The organism is Akkermansia sp. N21116, from assembly GCF_029854705.2.
Taxonomy (GTDB): domain Bacteria; phylum Verrucomicrobiota; class Verrucomicrobiia; order Verrucomicrobiales; family Akkermansiaceae; genus Akkermansia.
Genome location: NZ_CP139035.1, coordinates 1,956,888 through 1,979,825, shown reverse-complemented (window position 1 = coordinate 1,979,825; position 22,938 = coordinate 1,956,888). Strand labels below are relative to the sequence as shown.

Genomic DNA, 22,938 nt, shown 5'->3' with positions numbered 1-22,938 from the left:
GGCGGCTCCTCCTTGCGTGTGGAAGAACCGCCCTTGCTGTGTTTCTCTTTTATTGCGTCTTCTGTTCCTATCAGAAGTTGTACCGGTAGCCTATGCTCCCGTTGGCCGAGGTCATCCGGCTCCGCAGGTCCGCGTTGGCTTCCACAAAGATCGTGCCCTGGTCCCCGGTCGGGATGCTCAGTCCCGCACCGAATTGCAGGCCCGTCGTCCCCGCCTTGCTCCCCTTCACTCCACGGCTGAAGCCGGGCACGCCCACGAAGCCCACCTGCGCTTCGTTCCGCGTGTCTCCGAAGTCCTGCGACACCTGCGCCCGCACTTCCGCCAGGGATTCGCGACCGAACAGGTTGCCTCCCGTCAGGCCCATCCAGCGCACTCCCGCCGAGACGGTGCCCGTCGTGGCGTCCATGCCGCCGGCGCGGAGTCCCGCGCTGCCCGCACCCTCTTCCGTGTAGTCGTCCACGCTGCTCTTGAGGATGGAGACGTTGACGAGGGGCTGGAGGATCGCGCTGTTCTCTTCGTTGAGACTGATGTCGTAGGTGCCTTCGTACATCGCTCCCCACACCTGCCCCCCGGGCGTGCCGTGGCCGGTGTAGCTGCCCGAGCCGCAGGGGACGGTGCGGTCGATGTCGCTCTGGCTCCACCCCGCCGTCAGGATGACGTTGTGCCCCCACTTGCCGCTCTGGTAGCGACCGAAGAGGTTCACGTAGTAGACTTCCATGTCTCCGCTGAGGGAGTCGGCCGCCGTCGAGGTGAGTTTCCCGTAGCTCGCCGTCATGGCGAGCCCCGCGGTGAATTTGCTGCTGAGGTTGGCGTCGACCCCGAAGGTGCCTCCCCAGGTGTTGTACTGGTAGCCCGCTTCGTCCCCGTCGGTGTTGAGGCGGTTGTAGGTGCCGGTGGCCTGCAGCCAGGTGTTCCACAGGGGGAGGTCTCCTTCGTAGCTGTACCCGTCGGGCAGCCCCATGGTGGTCATCCGGTTGCGCACCAGGGTCTGCTGGTAGCGGTAGTCGGCCTGCAGCGAGCCCAGGAGGCTCGTTACCGTGCTGCCCGCGGCGGCGGCCATGGTGCGGCTGGCTCCGGCACGGTCGTGGGCCTTGATGGAGGCGTCCACGGCGTTGAGGAGGGCGGCGAGGGTGCTGTCCCTGTCGGTGGTCTGCGGGTTGACGGTGACCAGGGCGTTGTCCATGAGGGCTCCGCCGCTGCGGGCCGTCTCGCTCTGCGCCTGGTGGACGTAGAAGCCGTTGCGGTTGGCGGCGGTGGTGAGGATCATGGTGCCCTCGACGGTTTCGACGCGGGACTGCGACGGGTCGAAGTATTTGCCGAAGAGTTCGTCGAAGACGAGGTTGATGCCTCCCTGCTGGCTGACTTTGGAGGCCAGGGCGATTTGCAGGGGCATGGTGCCGTGGATGACTTCCTGGCCGTCTCCGGCCGCGAGGCGGACGGTGGCTCCCTCGGCGATGTCGAGGGTTTCCCTGCCTCCGGTGGTGACGAGGGGGCTCGTGGAGGAGAGGCTGCCGGAGGCTTCGGTGTTGAGGATGAAGCCGAGGGTGGAGTCTCCGCTGACGGTGCCTCCCCGGCGCAGGGTGAGGGTGTTGTTGGTCCCGTCCCCGTTGCCAGCGATGAGGGTGGCCGTGGAGCCGCCCGTGAGGGTGAGGCCGGAGTAGGTGGCGTCCCCGGAGGTGTAGTCGAGGGTGAGGGAGCCCCCTCCGGAGGCGGCGAGGGCGGCCGCCTTGCTGCCGGTGCCCGCGAGGGTGAGGGAGGCGTCCCTGCCGGAGGCGGCGAGGGTGCCGCCGAAGTCGGCGAGGGTGCCGGCGTAGGAGGCTTTCCCGGTGAGGGTGAGGTTTCCTTCTCCGGCGAGGGTGCCCAGGCCGTTCCAGGCGGTGAGGGTGGCGGAGGTGTCCGGGGTGTCGAGGATGAGGCGGGTGGATTCCCCGGTGACCAGGGCGATGCCGTCGAGGGCTCCCGCGGCGGTGAGGGTGGTGGTGCCCGCCCCGAGTTCGAGGGTGCCCGATCCCGCCGCGCCGCCGAGGGCCTTGACGGTGCCGGCGATGGCGGCGCCGGAGGCGAGTTTCAGGGTGGAGTCTCCGCCCAGGAGGATGGAGCCGGAGGCTTCGTCCAGGGTGCCTGCTTCGAGGACGGACTTGGAGCCGGTGAGGGCGAGGGTGCCGTCCCGGCCGACAGCAAGGGTGCCGACGGCGGCCGAGGCTCCCTGTCCGGAGAGGGTGAAGGTGGCGGCTTGCGCGTCTCCGTCGCCGACGGTGAGGGAGGCGATGGAGTGGGCGGCTCCGACACGGGTCAGGGCGATGCCGCCTTCTTCGACGGTGAGGCTGCCGCCGAGGGTGGCGGTGCCCCCGATGGTGAGGGTGGCTTCCCCGGTCTTGGAGAGGGCGGTGTGTTCCCCGGCGGTGAGGTTGCCGGCGAGGACGGAGTCGACGAGTTCCCCGTCCTTGTCACGGTCGTTGTAGAAGCGGACGCGGGCGGTGCCCGTCCCGTCGCTGTCGATGGCGAGGGTGGTTCCCTTCTGTCCGCTGAGGTATTTGACGGTGAGGGGTTCCGAGTCGCTGCCGGGCAGGGTGATGCTCATGTCCCTGTTGACGTAGACGGCGCGGTAGTCGACGAGGTCGTCGTACCCGGTGATGTTACCTTCCTTGGAGGCCTGCCAGACGGAGAGGTTGCCGCTGACGACGATGGAGCCGGAGGCGGAGTCGACGGACTCGAGTTTCAGCCCCCAGGTGCGCAGGAGGGGATCGAATTTGATCTGTCCGGCGGTGAGGTTGAGGGCGCCGTTGGTGAGGGTGAGGCTGATGGTGTTGGAGGCTTCTTCGGGTTCGGCGTAGTCGGGCAGGAGTTCGTCCTTGCCGTACATGATGGCGAGCTTGTCGAGGAAGTACTGGCTGAGTTCGTCGTCGGAGCGCAGGACCATGACGGAGTCCCCGGCCATGGTGACGGAGTTGGCGTCCGGGGTTCCTTCCCCGAAGTTGAGGACGGTGGCGCCGGCGCCTTCCGTGGCTCCGGTGGAACCGTGGCGGAAGATGGTGTTGGCGACTCCGAGTCCGATGTCGGCGGTGTCGAGGGAGACGGCTCCCTGTCCGATGCCGTTGACGACGTAGCCGGAGGCGAGGGTGGCTTCCTTGAGGGAGGAGGCCGTGAGGCCGCCCAGGTCGATGTCGCCGTACTGCGAGGTGGTGTCGGCGCTGACGCGTCCGGTCCAGTTGGAGGCGCCGGTGAGGCTGCCCCCGGAGATGGCGATGGAGTTGGTTCCGGCCAGGCCGTTGAGTCCGAACGTGCCTCCGGCGACGGAGAAGAGGACGCCGCCCAGGTCGGCGGTGTCGGTCACGTCGAGGGAGACGCTGCCGGCGCCGTCGGCTCCTCCCGTGAGACGGACGGTGAAGTCGCCGTCGAGGGTGCCTGCCAGCGAGCCGGAGCCGAAGCTGAGGGTCTGCCCGGCGATGCCTTTGACGGCGGCATCGGAGAGGACGTTGAGTCCGGCCAGGGCGATGGCCTTGGAGGCGTCGCTTCCGAGGTCGAAGAGGGTGGCGGTGCCGGATGCGTCGGCGGTGCCGAGGGTGAGGTTGACCGTGTCGGCGAAGGAGGCTCCGGAGGCGTCGAAGGAGGCGTTTTCGAGGGTCAGGGCCGAGGTGTTGCCGGCAATGTCGGACGAGGCGATCGTTCCGGCCAGCAGGACGGTACCTCCGCCGGTGACGCGGGCCTGTCCGTCGCCTTCGGTCGAGAGGGTGATGGCTCCGGCCAGGGTGTTGGGGGAACCTTCTCCTCCGTCGGCAAGGACGAGGCCCGAGCCGTTGCCCAGTTCCAGGGCCGTGGAGAGCGTTCCGGCCGTGCCGATGGCGAGGACGGCTCCGGATCCGATGGAAACCGTGCCGTAGCCGGTGGAGCCGGTTTCGTCGGCGATGCCGCCGATCATGGAGTTCACCGTTACTTCCGCATCGTCGGCGATGCGGAGGGTGTGGGCGGAGCCGACGTTGACGGCGCCGTAGGTGTGTCCGTCGGTGAGGGTCAGCGTGCCGGCGTCATTGTCGTCGCGGGCGACGTTGACCGTGTCGGCGAGATCGTAGAGTCCGGTGACGTTGGCCGTGCCGGCGAAGTCCTGGTCGAGGACGAGTTCCCCGGCTCCGTACTTGTTGAGGACGAGGGAGGTGTCGGAGGCGAGGTCGGCGGAAAGTTTTCCGACGGTGGCCGAAGCCCCTTCGGAGACGGCCAGGTTGAGGCCGGAGCCGTCCTTGACGCTCATGGCGGCGGAGACGTCGGCGAGGCCGGAGGTTCCGTATTCCAGGACGCCTCCTTCAAAGGAGATGCTTTCCGGCGTGCCCATGGCGGCATCCGACGTGACTTTGACGGTACCCTTCTGCAGGGAAATGCGCTTGATGGCATTGGACGCCCCATCGGCCTTGGCATTCTCGAGGACGGTCGTACCGATGCCGGTCATGGCAAGTTCGTCCGTGGCAATCGAACCGTCTCCCGTGAAGGTGTAGGTCGTATTGGTGTCTACCATCATGAAGATGGGGGCAACTCCTTCGCCGTCTACGTTGACGGTCCGGTCGGTTTCTCCGATGGAGGGGGAGCCGAAGTAAACGACCTTGCCTGTGTTGGTGCCGCTCGTATCCCCGGAAACGGGAATCCAGTTGGAGGCAGACGGATCCCATGTGGCGACGGAGGCACCATCCCATACCCAGGCTTTGTCCGTATCGACGAAGGCGACGAGGGCGAGGGTCGTCATGCCGCCGGACGAGGCGGTGTCCAGCTTGAAGGAGTAGACGTTGGAAACGTCGTTCCAGTTCATGACGGAGCTGTCGTCCGCGTAGGCGTTGCCGGCGAGGATCTGCTCCGGCGTCAGGCTGCCCTGGGTGGCATAGGTGGCGAGGGTGTAATTGCCCGTGGTGAGCTGCGAGAGGTAGGTGCGGGAAACGTCGATGGTGAGGTTCCCGGAAGAGGCCGTCGACGTCAGCGTGCCGGTGATGGCCAGCGAGGCCGTGGACGGGGACGTAATCAGGCTGTCCAGTCGCAGCGAGCCGCCGAGAGCCAGGTTGCCCGCCACGGTGGCCCGGGCGCCCCTGCCCAGCGTCATCGTGCTGCGGACGATCAGGTTGTCGCTCGCGGCGAAGGTGTTGTAGGAGGAGAGGGAGAGGTTGTCGACGCTCAGGGCTCCGGTCAGGGACGTGGTTTTCACGCTGGCGGAAGCTGCTCCGGCCACGTTGACGGAGAGGTCGCCGATGGACGACGCGTTGCCGCCCGCCAGGGAACCGCCTGTGAGGACGACTTTGTTGGCGAGGGTTTTTCCGTTGACGTCCAAGGCGCCGGTGCCCGACACGTCAATGTCGCTGTTCCCCAGGGCCGTGTTCGACCCGGCGCGCAGCGTGCCGCCCGAGACCGAGACGGCGCCGATAAAGGCGGAATTGGCATAAGAAAGCGTCTGGGTGCCTCCTGTAACGCTCAGGGAACCGTTGCCGGAGAGTTCGCCGGAGAGTTCCTTGTCGGCGCCGGAAAGTTCCAGGGCATCCTGATCGGTTGCCAGGGAGATGGAACCGGCACCGAATCCTCCGGAAAGGACGAGTTTCGTGCCTGTCGCGTCTCCGGCCTTTCCGACCGAGACGCTGCCGGCAATGGCATTCGATTCGTTGGAGAGGGTGTAGGTCTGTCCGCCCGTGAAGTTGATGGACGAACCGGCGGCGGCGGTGACCGCCGTTCCCTGCGTGATGTCGGAGGTATTGGCGTAAGTCAGAGTAGAGCCGGCAGCCGTCAGGTTGATGGCGCCCTTCCAGACGCCGGCACCCGACAGGATGATGCCGCCGGCGTTGATGTCCAGATCCGCCTGTGATGTGTTGGCTCCGCTCAGAGTCAATGTCCCGCTGCCGTTCTTCAACAGGCCGACATTGGTCACAATAGACCCGGAACTGATAATCGTCCCGGAAAACTCAAGATCGTCCGTCTGAGTTACTGAAATAAACCTATGCCCGTTCCCCCCGTCACTCGTGTTCCAGTCTCCACGAATCGTGCCAGTCCCGGAAAGATTGCCGATCGTCAGGGCATTAGTTTTGGCAACAGCCATATCCGTTGAGGAAAACTGACTGTTCAGAACCATGCTGGAACCAGCTTCCATTTGAACATCCGGACGTCCGGAGAGATTGAATGTTCCGGATCCGGGGGTAGCATCCCCCAAAACAAGATGAGTTCCGTTGCCATTCTTAAGTACCAGCGTACCGCTGAAAGAATTGTCCCCGGATGAGGAAAGCGTAGTTGTTCCTGTTGTCGTCAACTCAATAATTCCCGAACCAGTCAGGTTGCCGGAAGAATATGTTCCGGTTCCCGACAAAGCCAACACGGCGTTGCTGCCGACCTGGTAACTGACTCCGTTTGTGAGACTCGTTGCAGCTTTGGCACTGTCCAGCAATTCCAGAAGGCCGCTGCCGGTCACAGCAAGCGTGGCTCCCGTAAAGTCACCCTTGAACTGAAGCGTCTGACCGGTACCAAGCGCCTGGGTCAACGACCCTGCCGCGGCCGTAGTTCCGGCATCGACTTTGAGAATGGAATTGCTTCCCAGCGTAAACCGGTTATTCAGCGTCCCCTGGTCGCCAGACCACAAAAGAGTTGTCGTGGCACTGTCGGCAATATTGATCGAAGCCAGGGAATCCAACCCTTCGGAAACAAAGCCCAGGGTAGAACCGTTGTTCAGGGTCAGCGTCCCCGTTCCCAGGGCACCGGCCGTATTGGCAACCAGTTTGGCGGATCCGACGGAAATGGCTCCGTTCCATCCGGTATTGGCCAGATTCATCGTCAGGCTTCCGCCCGTCAGTGATAAAGAACTACTCCCGGCAATGGTGCCGTCCGTCCCGGCATTGAAGGTATAGTCCCCTCCCGTTACTTCCATGGTATTGGGCTTGACCGTTCCTACGATTGATACCGTTTTCTCGGCGGCATCATTGGTAAAGACGACTTTGTCTCCCGTATGGAAACTGGTATCCACCGAAGGAATATCGGCAGTCCAAGAAGAAGCATCATTCCTCGTTTGCCAGAGATCGGCATCTCCTGTCCAGGTCAATGTGACATCCGTCTTGTCAAAAACGACTTGGAGCATATTGCCGGCCCCCAGCTGATAGTCTATTTTGTCACGGGAATCCTCGTCAACCTCCATTCCGTAACTTGAAATTTTGGATTTATCAAATCCGCCGGCCAGCGTAAACATCTGATAGATATAGTGTCCTGTTGTCAGGGAGACTAGTGATGAGAGATCAAAGACAACACCTGATCCAAGAGTAATGCTGCCGCCGTCCGAAACGGCATACTGTGTATTGACTTGGTCATTCAGGACAACGACACTGCCGCCGTCCAATGATAACGCCCCCGTCAACGAACCATTGGAGGCCAATGTCGTCGTCAAGGTGGAACCGGCGATCAACGACGGGAAACTCAATTTGCCGCCGTCAAGATTGAACCGGGTACCCGAACCCACCACGGGAAGAGTCGTCCCTTCTTCTGCTCCGGCAACCGTTGTTTTACCCGTCACCGTCAATTGTCCCTCCTTCGCCGTAAAGGTACCGTTGAAAGCGGTCAAATCGCCATCAAAGATCTGGGATCCCGTTCCCGTTTTGATCACGTTGACGCCATCCGTCACCTTTCCGCTAAAGGTCAGGGCATCAGATCCGGAGTAATTGATTGTCAAATTGGAGGGAGAAGTCAAAGATGCTGATTTTTCCAACATCGCTCCCGCTTTTGCCGATCTCAGACCGGCTATCGTAACATCTGCAACCCCCAAACGAAGCTTTGTTGCGGCATTATCCAGGGAGATCAGAGCCTTGGCCGCGGCATTCTGGTGGTTGAGAACCAGTCTGAAATATTTGGTAACCTCATTATCGCCGGAATCTCCATTCGTCAGAGAAATCGTTCCAGTAAACCACTTGGAAGAATCGTCATCTACTCCGGAGATAATGAAAAGACTTTTGTTTTCATCCACGGTATACACACCGGCTTGCCTGGAAATTTCCAGATTACCGGATCCATTCAATTTGGATACGGAATAAACACGTTCCCAGGAAGGTAGTTGGAGAAGAGCTTTTTCGACGACAGCTTCGGAGGAAGGCTGGATGGTAATTCCTTGGGCAAATTCGATATTGAAGACAATTGCGCCGCCTCCTGCTACATACCCTGTTCCCAGCTGTAAAGTTCCTCCCTCCGATAAATTGACGGCACTTTGGACAACGTTTTGCTTGGAGGTAGATCCCGGGAATTTGAGCTGGAGCGTACTATTCGGTCCAATATTGACTGTTGCTCCAAGAAGGAGATTCGTTTCAGAAGTCGTTTGATTATCCCAAATCAATTTACCTCCGGTAATATTGACTGTCTCCACATCGACATTGATATCGGAAAGCGTGACATTGGTAGACGACTCGATTGTACCTTTCCCATTGCCGACAATGTTGCCTTTAAAGGCAAAATCAGCATTCATGGTCGTACCGCCGAACACAAGCTTGCTTTCGTCCTGAAGAGTCACGACGGCATTGTCTCCGCCGAGGGTCTTGTTATTGTCGCCCGTAGCCGTCAAGGTCGCTCCCGATTCAATAGTGATACCTCCTTGATAATCATCGTTGGCTCCGGAAAGAACGACTTCTCCTCCTCCCGCAATCGTCAAGTTGGCCGTACCGGCAACGCCCGTCAGGCCGCCGCTGATCGTAATCGTCCCCACCCCTCCCAGATAACCGTCGTAATCGGAACCTTGGGCTGTTGTGTCCGGTGTATATTTGTCCGTATTAAGCGTGACGGAACCTCCGATAGTCATTGCCTTGACTCCGGTCCAGGAATCCACGGTATTCAGAATACCCAGTGTTCCTCCATTCAAGGTGAGCGTAAACGCGTCGGCCGTACCCGTTGTTTTGCCGATACCGTCCTCACCCATATTAATCATGCCGCCTTCGTTGAGTACGACGGCAATTTTGGCTGCAGCATCGCGTTTGTATGCCAAATCAAGACCTTTGATGTTCACAACACCGCCTTCATTGATGTTGAGAGTAGCATTCGTTGCCGACACAACGCCGATATGGGCATTCAAAATATTCAAAACACCAGACACATTGACCGACGTTGTATAATTCCAATGCCCAAGGACAAAAGCTCCCGTTCCGGAAGTTCCATCAACAGCCCCCAGGATGTTCATCACATTGCCGGTCTTGATATTAAAAGCCGTCGTACCTGACAGGTATGCATCAGCTCCTGCATATCTTTGTATGTTCAATACCCCCCTGTCAGTTCCATCTTCTCCTCCTAAATTGAAGGTAGATCCCTTCGAATCGACTCCCAGCAAATGGAAAGCCTCCAACGTCAAGGAAGAACCGTTTTTCAGAATCAAATTGGTATCTGCAGTTTGATTGATTCGAATTTCAGAAATAATATCCGCTTTTTCATCACTGCCATTCCCTAAAGTCAACGTCGTACCATTAAAGTTCAGACTCGCCAATGTTGTCGTTCCCGACTGAATGATCGTATTTTTGGATACAACGAGTGAACCGGATCCCGTAATACTCCCGATCGTGGACGCCGTATTCAACGTCAGTGTTCCCGCCCCAAGAAGGGAAAGCTGTCCCGCTTCGAGACTACCGGCAGTCTCGCCATCATTGATTGCATAAGCGTCGGAAGAGGTAAAAGTCAGAGAATCCGCAGAAAGAGCCGCTCCGTTCAGGATGATTTCATCCGTCGTCGCCTCATCGGCATCACCGTTGATCAGAAGGGAATTCATCGAATATTCCGACTGGGACAGGGTAACGGAACCTCCATTGCGGTAATAGTATTTGTCGGCACCGGACTCACTTTCATTCACCAAAAGGTTCATTTCGGAGAAGGAGACATTATTCCCTGTATAACCGCTTGCCACATACAACTTGTTGCCGGCGGATGCCGTCAAGGATCCTCGAAGAACATCCAAAGACGTCCCCGTAGCAGTCAGGGAAAACTGACTGAGATCATCGGTATTGGACAGATCGATCCGCAGGAAACCACCTGTAGCTCCGATGGTAAAATCGCCCAAATCAAGAGTTCCCGCCGAGGAATTCAAATCCATGCCGATCATTCCAGCACCCGTTACCGTCGTCGAGGCGAATGCCGATGCAGTTCCCGTAACAACAATTTGCCCTCCGGCAGTCAGAGATAGAGTCAAAGCCGATGAATCGGCCGAGAGCAAATTCACTTTCACTCCCGTCGTTAAATTCCCCTGACTCATGGACAGATTGACCCCATCGGCGGAAGAACTTCCCGAAAGGGTCAAATTGGAGGCAGCATTGTCGGCAACAGTAATCGTTCCGGTGAAAGCGCTCAAATCTCCCGACAGGACATGCGCCACACCCCCTGCAAGGTTCAGATTGAGGTTTTTGCCGATCTTGCCGGCGTAATTGGCAGTTCCCTTGACGATCAGAGTATTGAAACTCCCATCCGCCGCTCCGGAAGTAACCTGGCCATCAGCCATCGTTCCTGTCAAATTGACAAGAGAGGCGCTTTCAACATTGTTTCTCAATATCCCTTTGTTGGTCAATTCTACAGAAGCCATCGAAATAGCATCGGCTTCCAGTTGGAGAGTGATGTTGTCTCCTCCATCGTTCCGGCCTACCAGCCAGGTTCCGGAAAAGTCATTGGTAGCATTGTTGATCCTGAAAGTTTCCGAAAGATTACCGCTTAACCTCAATTGAACTGTTCCTTGACCGGAAATTTTTCCTGAGAAAAGAGTCGATTTTGCCCCCCACTGACCGGTTATGATAATGGAATCGGTTACATTGCCATTCATCAGGATATTGCCTGCTAAATTCAGCAAACTAGAGTCCTGTTTGTAAAAGCTGCTGCCTGCCTCCAGAATCATATCGTTCAGGAACGTATTCGATCCACTATTGATAGGGTTCAGACGAAACGTGGCACCTTTTTCCACATGTACCGTCATCCCTTCCTTGCCAATCAGAATGTTTGCACTGAAATCTGTCGATCCCGTATAATTAAAATAATATTCACCGGGACTGCCCAGCGTCAACATCCCATCGAAATCCTCCAACAAACTGTGCAGATCGGGAAGATTCTCCTTATCGAACCCCATGGGAATATCCAAAGCAAGCTCCCCGCTGCCTGATACGGAATCGACTTTCAGTGTATTGAATATATTCGCACCAACACGAACGGAACCTCCCGATTCAATGGTCAGGGAAGAAGAATCTAAAACCGAAGAATTGACAAAACGTATAGTACTGCCATCCCGGACCGTCGCTCCCGCTGAAACATTGAGAGTACCTCCCGTTACATCCACAGAAAGAGGAAGGTACAATAAATCTGAAATCTCGTATGTGCCTGAACCCGATAAGACCAGGGTACCACTTGAAGTAACGGTGGTTCCATCAAACTTGATCGAGCTTGCCTGCCCCGTCACAAACGCGGCCGGTCCCGTCATATTAAGCGTTCCTCCGGAAAGAATCAATTTCCCGGATTGAAGGATAACACCGTCCGATACAACCGTTCCGGACAAAGTCAATGTCGATCCGCCTGCGTCCGCCTTGAGAACAGCTCCATTTCCAGTTCCTCCCCAGGCAAGAGTACCGGTCGTACCATCCGTCTCAGACCATAAAGCATCGGACCACGCCCCTCCCGTGGAGTCAAGAGTCCGGTACAAATAAGTTCCCTCATATGTATCGACAACCTGTATCCCCGCAATCGTCCCTCGCCCGGCACTCCTTACGTTCGTAATGGAAATGCTGCCACCGGCAATATTATCAACCTGCAAAACATTAGTTCCCAATGTCAAAGCCCCTTGATTGGCACTGCGATTTCCCCAGGCTTCCGTTCCCTCAACCATCGCTCCGTCTTTGTAGGTCCAATTGGTCCCATTGATATTCTCGGCTGAAAATGTCCCTCCGTCTCCGGACATAATCAAATAGAGAGTTGAAGACAAATAGGGAACTCCGGCTATCGTGATAGTAAAGGTATCCGATGCACCAGCATCGAGATAGGTAGAGAGAAGCTTATCCGTCTCGGTCGTTTTATTGGCCGAACTCGGTCCCCATGTGTTCGTTCTTGTTGTCGAAATGGTTACCCCCGAAAGAGCTGCTCCGGCATTGTCTTTGGTGATACCCACGGGAGTATTGGCTGCGGCAGGAGTCCAATTGAACCAGTTATCGGCCTGAACGCCGACCATTCCGATTTCATCCGTTCCGCTTACGGAGGCAGAGTCCCCCGTACAGATATTGATACTGAAACCTCCGGAAGACGAAGGATCCGCACCAAAGGAAACATGGGAATAGCAAGCCATAACGGCCGCAGCTAAAAGAAGAGGTAGTCTGAGTTTCATCGCAAAAAGAAAAATACTGTTTATTTTAATTAACACTTTAATACACCATTATCAAGAATAAACAACAACTTGAAAATAGCCTCAATGTAAGATACTACAATAACCATAAAACACCCCATTAAAAAACAATAACACAATAATTATAAGTTAGTTATTACACAGCAAAATATCTCAAAAAATATCTTTCCAAATACGAACAACATAAGGCTTACAAAACTTCAATATTTTTAAAAATATCGATTTAAATGGATAAAATACAAGCATATTTCTCCAATATCAAAAATCCATATATTCCGAATCTATCAAATTGAATTTCCAAATCGAACACATGGAAATATTCATTTCATTATAAAAATCTGCAATTCAAAAACAACTTCACCTGTTGTTGAAAAAATATATATTTACATAAAATTATCCATCCGCTTCAAAAAATACTATCCCCTCACCAGTTCCAGACAACCGGTCGGAACAACTCTTCCGGTAGGCAGACTCCGCCATACCTCAAAAAAATTGCGCCGCAGAAGATCAGTGATCCCTGCGGCGCTTGAAACAAATCAAGAGCAAATCGCTCCCGCTTTTATCTTAACCCCACGGCCTTCCGAACACGATCCATCACCTTGGCCGCTTCCACACGCGCCCGTTCCGCCCCTTGGGCAAGAACTTCATCCACATAATCCGGATTGTTTTCCAACTCGGCACGCCGTTCACGAGCACGGCGGAAATACTCCCAGTAAGCGTCAAACAAGCGCTTCTTGAAGTCCCCATACCCACAACCGCCTTTCTTGAAATCATCCACCATGGAGGAATAGTCATCTGCGGAGGCAAACAGCTTGTACAGTTGAAGAATAACCGATCCATCCACCGGCTTGGGATCCTCCAGAGGGGTAGAATCCGTCGGAATCCGCATCACCAGCTTGCGCAACGGTTTCTCATCTCCGAAAATGGGAAGGGTATTACCGTAACTCTTGCTCATCTTCTGACCATCCAGGCCAGGAACGACAGCCGTGCTTTCAGCAATAATCGGATCAGGCAACTTCAGCAATCCCTCGCCAAACTGTTCATTGAATTTGCCGGCCAAATCGCGAGTCACTTCTACATGCTGCTTCTGATCCTTTCCGACGGGCACCTGGTCTGAATCGTACAGAAGAATATCCGCTGCCATCAACACGGGATAAGCAAAAAGCCCATAGCTGGGGGAAAAACCCTTGGCAAGCTTATCCTTGTACGAGTGGCAACGTTCAAGAAGCCCCATCGGACAAACGCTACCGAGAATCCACGACAGTTCATTCACTTCCGGAATACTCGACTGGCGAAAAAAGACGCAACGTTCCGGGTTCAGACCGACAGACAGGAAATCCATCGCCAGACCACGGACGAACTCACGGAGTTTTTCCGGTTCATGGACAGTCGTCATTGCGTGGTAATCGGCAATGAAATAAAATGCCTCCCCCTGCTCCTGCAGGCGTACGGCCGGTTCCATGGCTCCGAAATAATTGCCAATGTGAACAATTCCGCTAGGTTGCAATCCGGTCAAAATGCGCATAACGTGGCTATCATGCTGGCTCGCGCCCCGTAGTCAAGAATTTGCTCCAGTAAAAAAAACCATTCTTTTTTTTTGAACATTTTCCAAAAAATCGATGTCAAATGCAGTAACAGAGAACCTAGGGGAGTCTGGAAGGAGAGAGCCATGTTTCCCCCTTTATTCGGCGCTCTGTATTTCATAGGTAGTAAATAAGAGCCCCGCCGGCTTTATTTCGGCGGGGTTCTTATTTTCCCGGAGAGTTCGGTCATTCCGAATCCACGCCAAGTTTGTTCCGTCGGTAGTGATCCAGGGAAATCCGATAAAAATAGACAATTGCCAAGAGGTTAAGCATGGCACCCACGCCAAATGCCCAGTTCAAGCTCAACCATGCAAAAATCTTCCCCCCGAAAAACATTCCAGCCCCAACTCCGATATCAAAAGCCGTAAAGAACGTAGAATTCACCGCGCCCCGATGCCCGCGGTCCGCCATGTTCAGCTTCATTGTTTGAAACGTGGGGATAAAGATACCGAATCCAAAGCCGATCAGTATGGCCGATGCATAATAAATCCCCTCCAGAGGGAACAAAGCAAGCGATGCAAAGCTAAACGTCAGAATAGATAGGGAAATGACAGACAACTCCGCCACTCGACCACGATCAATCTGCCGCCCGACAATAAATCGTGAAATCAACATGCCTGCCCCCATCAAGGCATAAAACAAGCCGGCATAACGGAAGCCGTACATCTTGCCGTACAAGGCCGAATACACCGCTACGACTCCATAGGAGAAGGAAGCCATCATCACATTGACAGCCAAAGGAATACCAACACGCAGCACAAGCCGATCCAGAACACTTCCGGGCGTTTCCCGGACGGCTTCCTGACGGGGAGCTCTCGGAGCACGGATCAGAGAGGCAATCCCGGCGCCGCACAAACACAAAACCAACGATGTCCACGTAATAAATTCAAACCCGTTTTTCTGGTAGAACTCAAGACCGATCACAGGTCCCAGACACATGCCCAGCGTCATCGTCATGCCGAAGAATCCCAATCCCTCCCCACGTCGTGAAGGCGGAATGATATCGACGGCCAAAGTCGGCCCCGATGTCGTCATCCCTCCCCATATCACCCCTTGGACAAAACGTGTCAACAACACGAACAAAGCCGTCGTCGCCACAGCATAACCGGAAAAGGAGAGGGCCAGAAGAACATATACAACGATATAAATTCTTTTACGGTCCCCCGTATCGACCTTCTGGGCAAACCAGGGGCGGGATATAATGGCCGCAACCACATAAATCGACATGATCCATCCCAGCCAACCGGAAGAGACACGCAGAGTACCCGTCAAATACAAGGGAAGGACGGGAACCAGTTCAAAGAAGGCAAGACCCATCATCAAGTTGGAACAACAAGCCAGAATATAGTCGCGCGTCCACAAGGGGACTTTCTCCTCCGGGAGAGAGGTGACCACGAGCAGATCTTTAGTCCGAAACATGCGAAGTCCATACTCCACGCAGGACAAGATTCAAACCGGGATGACGTCAGTTTGCATATTTCTGGAGAAATGCAGAAACAGGCAGCGTTTTCCCTCTTTATAAAACCGGAATATTCATCAAGACTTCAGGGCGAGGAATAACATTGACAGAACAGGATCTGATGGGTGAGTATTCACGAGAATTATCGTTTCCTTTCCCCATGAACCAACGTTCTTTTTCCCATGCCGTCCGCCGGGGTGCAGCCTTGATATGGCTTCTGTTGATCCTGATCGCCGGAGTTGCTATCGTCGGTTACAACATCTATCAGAGTAAACAGCAAAAAGATAAAATAGCTCATCAGGAGAAGCTCAAGAAAGAACAGGCCCTCGCCCAGAAAAAGGCTGAAGAAAAAGCACGTATCGAACGGGAACTTCTGGAAAAGGCCCGCAAAGCCAAAGAGGATAAGGAACGCAAGGAGCGCGAAAAACAGGAAGAACTCGACCGCGAGCGCAAGGAACGCGAAGAAGAAGAAGCCGCCCGTAAAAAAGCATTGGAAGAAGAACGCCGGGAACGCGAAGAGGAAGAGGCAAAAGAAAAGGCCAAACAGGAAGAGGAACGTGCCCGCAAGGAACACGAAGCCATGATGCAAAAGAAATTCCCCTTCGCTGCCAAATACGAAAAATTCCCCATCCACTCCCTGACTCGTACTCCGGAACAAATTGCTCAACTCCTCTCGTATATCGACAAAGTTTCCCTTAAAGCCAACGCGCCTTTCACCGGGAAATCCTTTACCGGCCGAGACTGGGCCACCCCCAAGGATGTCCTGAAAAAACTCCCCGACAGACTCCTCTTCAAGGTAAAGAATCCCAAGAATCAGGATCTCAATGTCCTGCTGCTCCTCAACTCACCGCAGGCAAGGCTGGATATAGCCCAATGGATCTTCCTGAAAAATGCAGACTCCCAGCTCTTCAAAAAACTGGCATCGGATCCGAAACACGGCTCCATCGTTTCCCAGTTCATGAACAATCTGAACTGGATCGAAAGTTTCGTGTATGCCGGAGCCAATCAGAAAACGGCGCAAGGGCTCGACTTCCTCGTCAATCTCGTTGCGCACGACCCGCAAATTCCCACCAACCCGATGAAGCGAAAAATAGCGACGGCGATCGCTGCGGAATTCGGAAGGGCGGAATGCTACGACAAGGAAGGCAGCGATCCGTACAGCATGGCCAAAGTCCGTTACGACTACTTTTCCTCCAGCTGGCAAGAAGGAGAGCTCAATGCTACGTTTGACCAATTGCAGGATTGGGATATGCGCATCGTCTGCGGTACCCGTCCTCAAAACAGCGGCTTCGGTTCCGCCACCACTCTTAGGTGGCTCCGGGAAAACTGCACTCTTCAGGAGGGGTCCTATCCCATGGCCGCATGCCAGGTTCCCTACCGTCTGGAAAACATCTTCGGCGACAGTATCCACGGTCAGGACTATTACAAACCGTTCGAATCCATCTACCCCGAAAACTACAGCAAGCAAACACGCGATATCGGTTCCGTCTGCGGCGGCAATGCGACTTTCGGGACGTCTTCAGCCTGCGCCAACGGCATCGCCGCCCTTACGATGGGAGAACCCGGCCATTGCGCATTTGCCATCCGCGTGAATAACAAATGGCAACGTTGTTTCTCCATCGACTGGAAGCACAGCTGCCACTGGACCGTGTGGGGAGAAACCCAATGGTCCTTCCTGGAATTGACCCAGGATTTTTTCCAGGAAGGCTACCGCGCCAACCTGTCCATGCAGATCGCCGCCCTTGGAGAAATGATGGCCGAAACCGACAATGCCGCCAAGGCTCCCTACTTTTTCGAACTCGCCACCGACATCCAGCCGCTCAACTACGCCGCGTGGACATCCTATGCCAACTTCCTCAAAAAAGCCTTCCCCGACGACGTCGATAAATGGAAAAAACTCAATGAAGGCATCTGCCTCGGCATTGCCGGCAAACACCCGGAAGTCTGTGCCGTCACTCTGACGAAATACGTCTATCCGCGCCTGCTTGCCCTTCTCAAAGATGAAAAGGACAAAATCACTGCCTTCGAATCCTACATGAAGAATCTCAAGCAGCCGGAATCCGACAAATGGCCTCTGGACGAATTCCTCAAGCAACAGGCTGATAGCCTCTCGGCGTCCGATCCTGCAGTCGTCGCCTACTTCAAAACCCTTTTCGAACATCTCCTCAATAAACCCGCCTACGCAGCACAAACGCTCGCCTGGGCTCAGGAATACGAAAAATCCCTTAACGACGACACCCGTAACAAAGTTGCCGAGCTAGCCATGTCCTCCGTCGGCAATACAACCATGGACAAAGCCGATAAGGACAAATTGCAGGCCGCTGCCCTCATCGGTGCGGAAAACAGCCGCGACATCGACACGTTCCAGAGTATCAGCAAACAGTATAAGGACCGTATTACCGGTTCCCTTCCGGAATTCCAGCCCTTTTCAGGAGAACTGCTCTCTTCCGGCGGATTGGTCCGCTTCAGTTCCGTCTCCCAACAGTACGGAGACCCGCTCCAACACGGTGGCATCATCGAAACAAGCGGAGGCAATTTCCATACTGACAACAAAAACGAAGAAGAATGGGCCGAAGTCATCATGTCCAAACCCGGGACACTCTCCGGTATTGTCATCGCCACGACCGGAAACAACCACGACCGCCTCCACGATTGGAAGGTTGAAACCTCAATGGACGGCAACTCATGGACTCCGGCCGCAACCCTGCCTTCCCCCGTCAAAGAATCCGTTATCCGCGTTGATCTCAAAGGTAAAAACACAATAGCACGCCACATTCGCGTTGTCCGCGGAGGCAAAAAAGACTTTTTCTCGTTGCGAGCTATTCTCGTCTACGGACAAAAAGCTGCCTGACCCCCTCATCCCTTTCATCCAAACTGTTCCCATCACCATGAAAACAACGGGCATACATTTCATTTCCCGGGCCGTCCTGATTCTCCTTGCCTTCTCTTGCATGTCGGCCTGGGCGGCAGAACGTGCCAAAACCTACCATGAGGCTCTGGAAAAAGCCGGAGACGAAGGAGTTCTGATCTACCTCTACGGTCCTGACTGGAACCGTCGAAGCGTCAAAATGCTGGAGTCTTTCTGGCAAAAAAACGAACTCGAACGCGCTGCCGGCAACTCCGTCCTCGTCGCCCTGCCTATCTACCAGCGTCCCACGGACGAACAAAAGGCCGAACAAGAGGAAATCCAGTCAGGCTTCCCTCTACCTCCGCCCCATCGCTACCGCTCCAATCCTACCGTCGTCATGCTGGATAAAACCGGAAGGACTTATGCCATCCTCAGCGGGAATGATGACCTGGGCGACGGACTCTCCGGAAGCAAAGCCTGCCAGCTTATCCAAAAAAACAAGGCCCTCCTTGCCCAGCAACTCGAATTGATGAACAAGGCCGAACAGGCATCCGGACTCGAAAAAGCCAAATTAATCGGTCAAGCCAGCACGCTCGGCATCGATCCTCCCCACAATGCCGCCGAACAAATTCGGACACTTGATCCCAAGGATGAAAGCGGCTACGTCAGGCGCCTGAACTACGACCCCCGCAAATTTCAGGAAGAGCACAAGGATGCCAAATCCACAGAATTGGAGTCTCCTGTCCTGAAAATCGTCAACGACACAGCCTATTCCCCTCTCCAACGCCAGGAAACTTACTGCATCCTTATCGGCCAGCTTCGACGTGACGGCGCTGCTAAAAATGTCCTGCGAAAGCACCTCCTCGCCATGCAGCAGATCGATCCGAATTCCATGTACGGTAAAATCACTCCCAGCCTCCTTACTCAATGGTGTGGTGATCCGGCGCCCAAAACCACCGATAAAGATTCCGTCTCCAAGAAAAAACACCGCAAACGGGACAAATAAGCCTCTGCCTTCAGCCTTTTAGTCTCAAATCTCTCTCAACAATTCTGACAAACCCATGCATTGCCCTCCCGGAGGACAGCGGGTAGTATCGCAGTCATGCCCAAAATCCTGGAAATCCTTCAAATTGGCCATCCCGTCCTTCGCGAAATCAGTGCCCCCATCAAACGTATTGATGAATCAGTCCTGGCATTGTTAGCCAATATGAAGGCTACACTCGCCCAGGGAGGCATCGGCTTGGCGGCTCCGCAAGTCGGTCATCCCGTCCGGCTCGTCACCATCGACATCCCCGCCGAAGAAGAAAGCACCACTTTCATCGAGGTTAACGGTGAACCTAAAACGTTGAAGGACATCATGCCGCTCGACTTCATCAATCCATCCATTGAGCCCTACGGGCCTCAATCTCTTTTCACCGAAGGATGCCTCAGTATCACGGAAGTCTATGAACCCGTCAGCCGCCCCAGTCACGCCAAAGTACGGATGACACTCATGAACGGTCACGTAATCACCCTGGACTGCAATGGTCTGCTGGCCCGCTGCCTCCAGCATGAATGCGACCATCTCGACGGCATTCTCTTCACCGACCGCATCAAAGAGCAGCCTTAAAGAACGAAGAAAAAAGAATCTCTCATTCAATCCCCATTTCACGAGCCTTCCTCTTCAGCCAAGCTTCCCGTTCATTCAAAGCGTCCAGATGGGATTGGACATCGCGTACCCTCCTTGTGGAAACACCCCCGTTCAGTTCCTTGCGCACCCGGTCGAGTTCCTCCCGCGTTGAACGGCGGAGGACTTTGTAAAACATGCTCCCCGTCACAATCCCGTTCCTGCCTCCGTCCGCTCCGGTTAGCTCAATATACTTCTTCTGGAGTCTGTCGTAATTACTCACCAGGCGATTGTATTTCAGGGCGGCATACCTGTATTTCGAACGCCATTCCCGAGCATCTCCCGATCCCAGAGGACTTTCGAGAGGGGCCTCGCCAACGGCATCCATCACATCTCCCAGGGGACGCCCCACAACCGTGGGATCCAACATCTCATGATCATCCCCCATCTTTCGGTCGTCCGGAACATCCGCCCCTCCTGCGGCAGCCTTATCCCGTTGTCCGGCCAGAGCTAAATTCTCCGTAGCCAGACGTTCGCGTTCCATCTGTTCGAGTTTTAACAGAGTTTTTTCAGCCCGTTCGGCACGATCTTCCGCACTGAATCTCGTCAGCCGTTCCTGTTCCAATGCTTCCGAAAAAGTCTCCCCGGCCCCCTCTGTTCCAGTCACATCGTTCCTGCTTAACCTGCCGGTCACTACCCCCATGCCAAATACGGTCACAACAAGTATCGGCCATACCCAGCGCCATCCGGCACCAGCTGAAACCGGAGAAGAAGAACGCAGATGGCGGGACGAAGAAGATTCTGGCATAGATGAAATATTTCCTACCACACCCACCGCATGCAAAGGAAGCCTATCCTCACGTCAGCACGTCAAAAAACGGAATATGCTCCACCTGCGGATCAGCAAATATACAACCAGACTCGCGCCATAGATCACAGGGACCGCAGCCAGCCACCAGAAGCTTCCTACAGGAAGAACAAACTTCAATGCCACAATCACAAACGTATGGAAGCAGAAAATAAAAAACGTTCCCCGGGAACATGTCTGCAACATCCTCCGGCAAGGCAGCCGGTCCAACAAAATCCCCATGCTCAATAAGGCCAGAATCCCGGGAACAGTCAAAGGCCCATACACGACACCACCCGCATAGGCACTATACCCGGCCAGGCAGAAGTAAAACGCAACGATCCCAAAGTGAAACCCAATGGGCAATGCCTTCCAGTGCCCCGAAAGACCGGGGACACCTGCTGCCAGCATTCCAAGACAAAAATTACCGAACATGTGAGGCTTCGGCCAAAACTCGCCGCCCGCACCGACAGGAAGGAAACACAATCCAGCCAACGCCGCGGCTACCAGTACCCAACATGGCCCCCGAACCAGGAAAGAACCGACGATCATGAACACCGCCAAATCGCGGATAAACCACAAGGGAAGCAGTAAAGGCTCATGCCCGAGTCCAAATACGTGTGCCCATTCCGTCAGTGTTGCCGGCAAGGGCTCCTCGCCAGTTACCAGCATACCAGCCAAATAAATAGCATTCCATGCCAGATACGGTCCCATCAACTTCACGACCCGCCTCCCGGCATAGCCACTCCATACCTGCGGAGACGCTGCCAGTCTCGGCCCGGCAAAATACCCCGCCAGAAGCATGAAGAACGCCAAAGACGACGTCAGTGGAGAATCATTCCATGGGCACACCAGCGGAATATGCTGGATAATCACAAACAACATCGCAGGAATGCGCGCCGTATCCACCCATTCCAGGCGTTCAGTCCGTATGTCGTTCATGCAGGGCAACGTACCACACCCATCCCCGATCTGCCAAGTTCATCCCTGATCCATCCCAGGAAAGAAACCGCACAGATGCGCCAGGCCATGCCGCTATAGGTCGACGCACTCTTCCGTAATATTCTATAAATCAGAATAGAAGGAGCTATAAGATATAAGGGAAAATCAGGTTTACTTCTCTTCCTCATCCAGGTCCAGGAGAGCAGACCGTGCCGGAGAATACCCTTTTTCCGCTGCCTGGGAATACAACTCCCGGGCCTTATCCGTGGATTGCGGCACGCCATTGCCATCTTTGTAGCATTCCGCCAATGCATAGAGGGCATAGGCATGTCCGGCTGCCGCGGCTTTGGCATACCATTTGGCAGCCTCCACTTTATTCTTCGGAACACCGTTGCCTGCCTCATAAAGATCTGCCAAGGCAGCCATGGCATCGGAATTGCCCTGGGATGCCAGTTTCTTGAGGCCGTCGGCCGCTTTGGCATACCACTCCCGGGCAAGCGCTTCATTCTTACGCACACCTCTTCCTTCCTCCAATGCCCAGGCATACACAAAACAAGCAAGAGGATCACTCTGGTTCGCTGCTTCTTCAACCTGCGAAAATCCACTCCACATTTTCGACCCGACCGTATAGGAAGAACCGGCATAAACAGGGAAATCGGCCCAAACCGATGACACCGCTACAAAGACAATTCCCAAAGCCAGCATTGTTTTCCCGTAATTTTTCATCATGGTGACATGGGGTAATAGTTTCCCAATGGCAACAGTATACAACACACAGTACAGGTAGTGCAACTGAAAGTGAGGCTTCGTCGCATTTGCAACAGTATGCCAAGTTATTTCACTGCAAGAAAGTTTCTTATGGCATAAATACATGGAAATATGAACGATTTTAGTTGATCTTTCGTCTTAATCGACAATATTGTTACTTCACCCATGACGAACCAGCCAGAAGACCCTTACCCTAGATGCTGGGTTGCAAGAAAATCTTACAACCCAGTTCTCGCCGCATTATTTAGTTTGATTCTTCCCGGAGCCGGACAGGCTTACAGAGGATATGTTCTCCGGGGGATAGCATGGTGCAGTATCATTCTTCTCTGTTATTCGGTTGACTTCCTTCGGCCATTGGGAGTAGGTCTTCATCTTTGGTGCATGCTGGCAGCCGCCCTTGCCGAGGCAAAGGATTAGCAGATACGCTCATCCGTAACTAGGGGATGTCCGGCGAATGCCGGATTGCCCAGGGATTCTTTCATGTCATTCTTACAAAAAGAATGCAGGAATCGTCTTGCCTTCCCGGCATGTACCGCTAGAGTACTCAT

10 protein-coding genes are annotated in these 22,938 nt (G+C 54.8%); 3 read left to right on the top strand and 7 right to left on the bottom strand.

What is annotated here, in order from left to right; translation table 11 throughout:
* Positions 1–70 precede the first annotated feature (70 nt).
* From QET93_RS07535 to QET93_RS07525, 3 genes are all read right to left on the bottom strand, one after another.
* A complete protein-coding gene (locus QET93_RS07535; protein WP_322189928.1) occupies positions 71–12,319 on the bottom strand; it encodes a hypothetical protein in 12,249 nt (4,082 codons plus the stop codon).
* Between the two features lie 577 nt (positions 12,320–12,896).
* A complete protein-coding gene (gene trpS / locus QET93_RS07530) occupies positions 12,897–13,862 on the bottom strand; it encodes a tryptophan--tRNA ligase (protein ID WP_280126592.1) in 966 nt (321 codons plus the stop codon).
* Positions 13,863–14,106: 244 nt separating this feature from the next.
* On the bottom strand, positions 14,107–15,339 hold the full coding sequence (locus QET93_RS07525) for an MFS transporter (protein WP_280132827.1): 1,233 nt from the start codon (positions 15,337–15,339) through the stop codon (positions 14,107–14,109).
* Between the two features lie 200 nt (positions 15,340–15,539).
* Between QET93_RS07525 and QET93_RS07520 the strand changes: the two genes are divergently transcribed.
* The 3 genes from QET93_RS07520 (at position 15,540) to def (ending at position 19,836) form a co-directional block, all read left to right on the top strand.
* Positions 15,540–18,230 (top strand): discoidin domain-containing protein, encoded by a 2,691-nt coding sequence (locus tag QET93_RS07520; RefSeq protein WP_280132828.1) that lies wholly within the window; start codon positions 15,540–15,542, stop codon positions 18,228–18,230.
* 37 nt (positions 18,231–18,267) lie between these two features.
* Positions 18,268–19,233 (top strand): hypothetical protein, encoded by a 966-nt coding sequence (locus QET93_RS07515; RefSeq protein ID WP_280132829.1) that lies wholly within the window; start codon positions 18,268–18,270, stop codon positions 19,231–19,233.
* 96 nt (positions 19,234–19,329) lie between these two features.
* Positions 19,330–19,836, top strand: coding sequence for a peptide deformylase (gene def / locus QET93_RS07510; RefSeq protein WP_280126588.1), 507 nt, complete (start codon positions 19,330–19,332; stop codon positions 19,834–19,836).
* A 22-nt stretch (positions 19,837–19,858) separates the two neighbouring features.
* Here the strand turns inward: def and QET93_RS07505 are convergent, their stop codons facing one another.
* The 4 genes from QET93_RS07505 to QET93_RS07490 form a co-directional block, all read right to left on the bottom strand.
* The gene (locus QET93_RS07505) at positions 19,859–20,641 is read right to left on the bottom strand and encodes a hypothetical protein (RefSeq protein ID WP_280132830.1); all 783 of its coding nucleotides are present in this window, start codon (positions 20,639–20,641) and stop codon (positions 19,859–19,861) included.
* A 54-nt stretch (positions 20,642–20,695) separates the two neighbouring features.
* Positions 20,696–21,622: an acyltransferase gene (locus QET93_RS07500; protein WP_280132831.1), complete on the bottom strand. Its 927-nt coding sequence runs from the start codon at positions 21,620–21,622 to the stop codon at positions 20,696–20,698.
* 171 nt (positions 21,623–21,793) lie between these two features.
* A complete protein-coding gene (locus QET93_RS07495) occupies positions 21,794–22,351 on the bottom strand; it encodes a tetratricopeptide repeat protein (protein WP_280132832.1) in 558 nt (185 codons plus the stop codon).
* A gap of 452 nt (positions 22,352–22,803) precedes the next feature.
* Positions 22,804–22,938 (bottom strand): hypothetical protein, encoded by a 135-nt coding sequence (locus QET93_RS07490; RefSeq protein WP_280132833.1) that lies wholly within the window; start codon positions 22,936–22,938, stop codon positions 22,804–22,806.

Coding starts and splice junctions, on each gene's coding strand:
- def (WP_280126588.1), top strand. CDS start 19,330: ATGCCCAAAATCCTGGAAATCCTTCAAATTGGCCATCCCGTCCTTCGC.
- QET93_RS07490 (WP_280132833.1), bottom strand. CDS start 22,938: ATGAGTACTCTAGCGGTACATGCCGGGAAGGCAAGACGATTCCTGCAT.
- QET93_RS07520 (WP_280132828.1), top strand. CDS start 15,540: ATGAACCAACGTTCTTTTTCCCATGCCGTCCGCCGGGGTGCAGCCTTG.
- QET93_RS07500 (WP_280132831.1), bottom strand. CDS start 21,622: ATGAACGACATACGGACTGAACGCCTGGAATGGGTGGATACGGCGCGC.
- QET93_RS07535 (WP_322189928.1), bottom strand. CDS start 12,319: ATGAAACTCAGACTACCTCTTCTTTTAGCTGCGGCCGTTATGGCTTGC.
- QET93_RS07525 (WP_280132827.1), bottom strand. CDS start 15,339: ATGTTTCGGACTAAAGATCTGCTCGTGGTCACCTCTCTCCCGGAGGAG.
- QET93_RS07495 (WP_280132832.1), bottom strand. CDS start 22,351: ATGATGAAAAATTACGGGAAAACAATGCTGGCTTTGGGAATTGTCTTT.
- QET93_RS07505 (WP_280132830.1), bottom strand. CDS start 20,641: ATGCCAGAATCTTCTTCGTCCCGCCATCTGCGTTCTTCTTCTCCGGTT.
- QET93_RS07515 (WP_280132829.1), top strand. CDS start 18,268: ATGAAAACAACGGGCATACATTTCATTTCCCGGGCCGTCCTGATTCTC.
- trpS (WP_280126592.1), bottom strand. CDS start 13,862: ATGCGCATTTTGACCGGATTGCAACCTAGCGGAATTGTTCACATTGGC.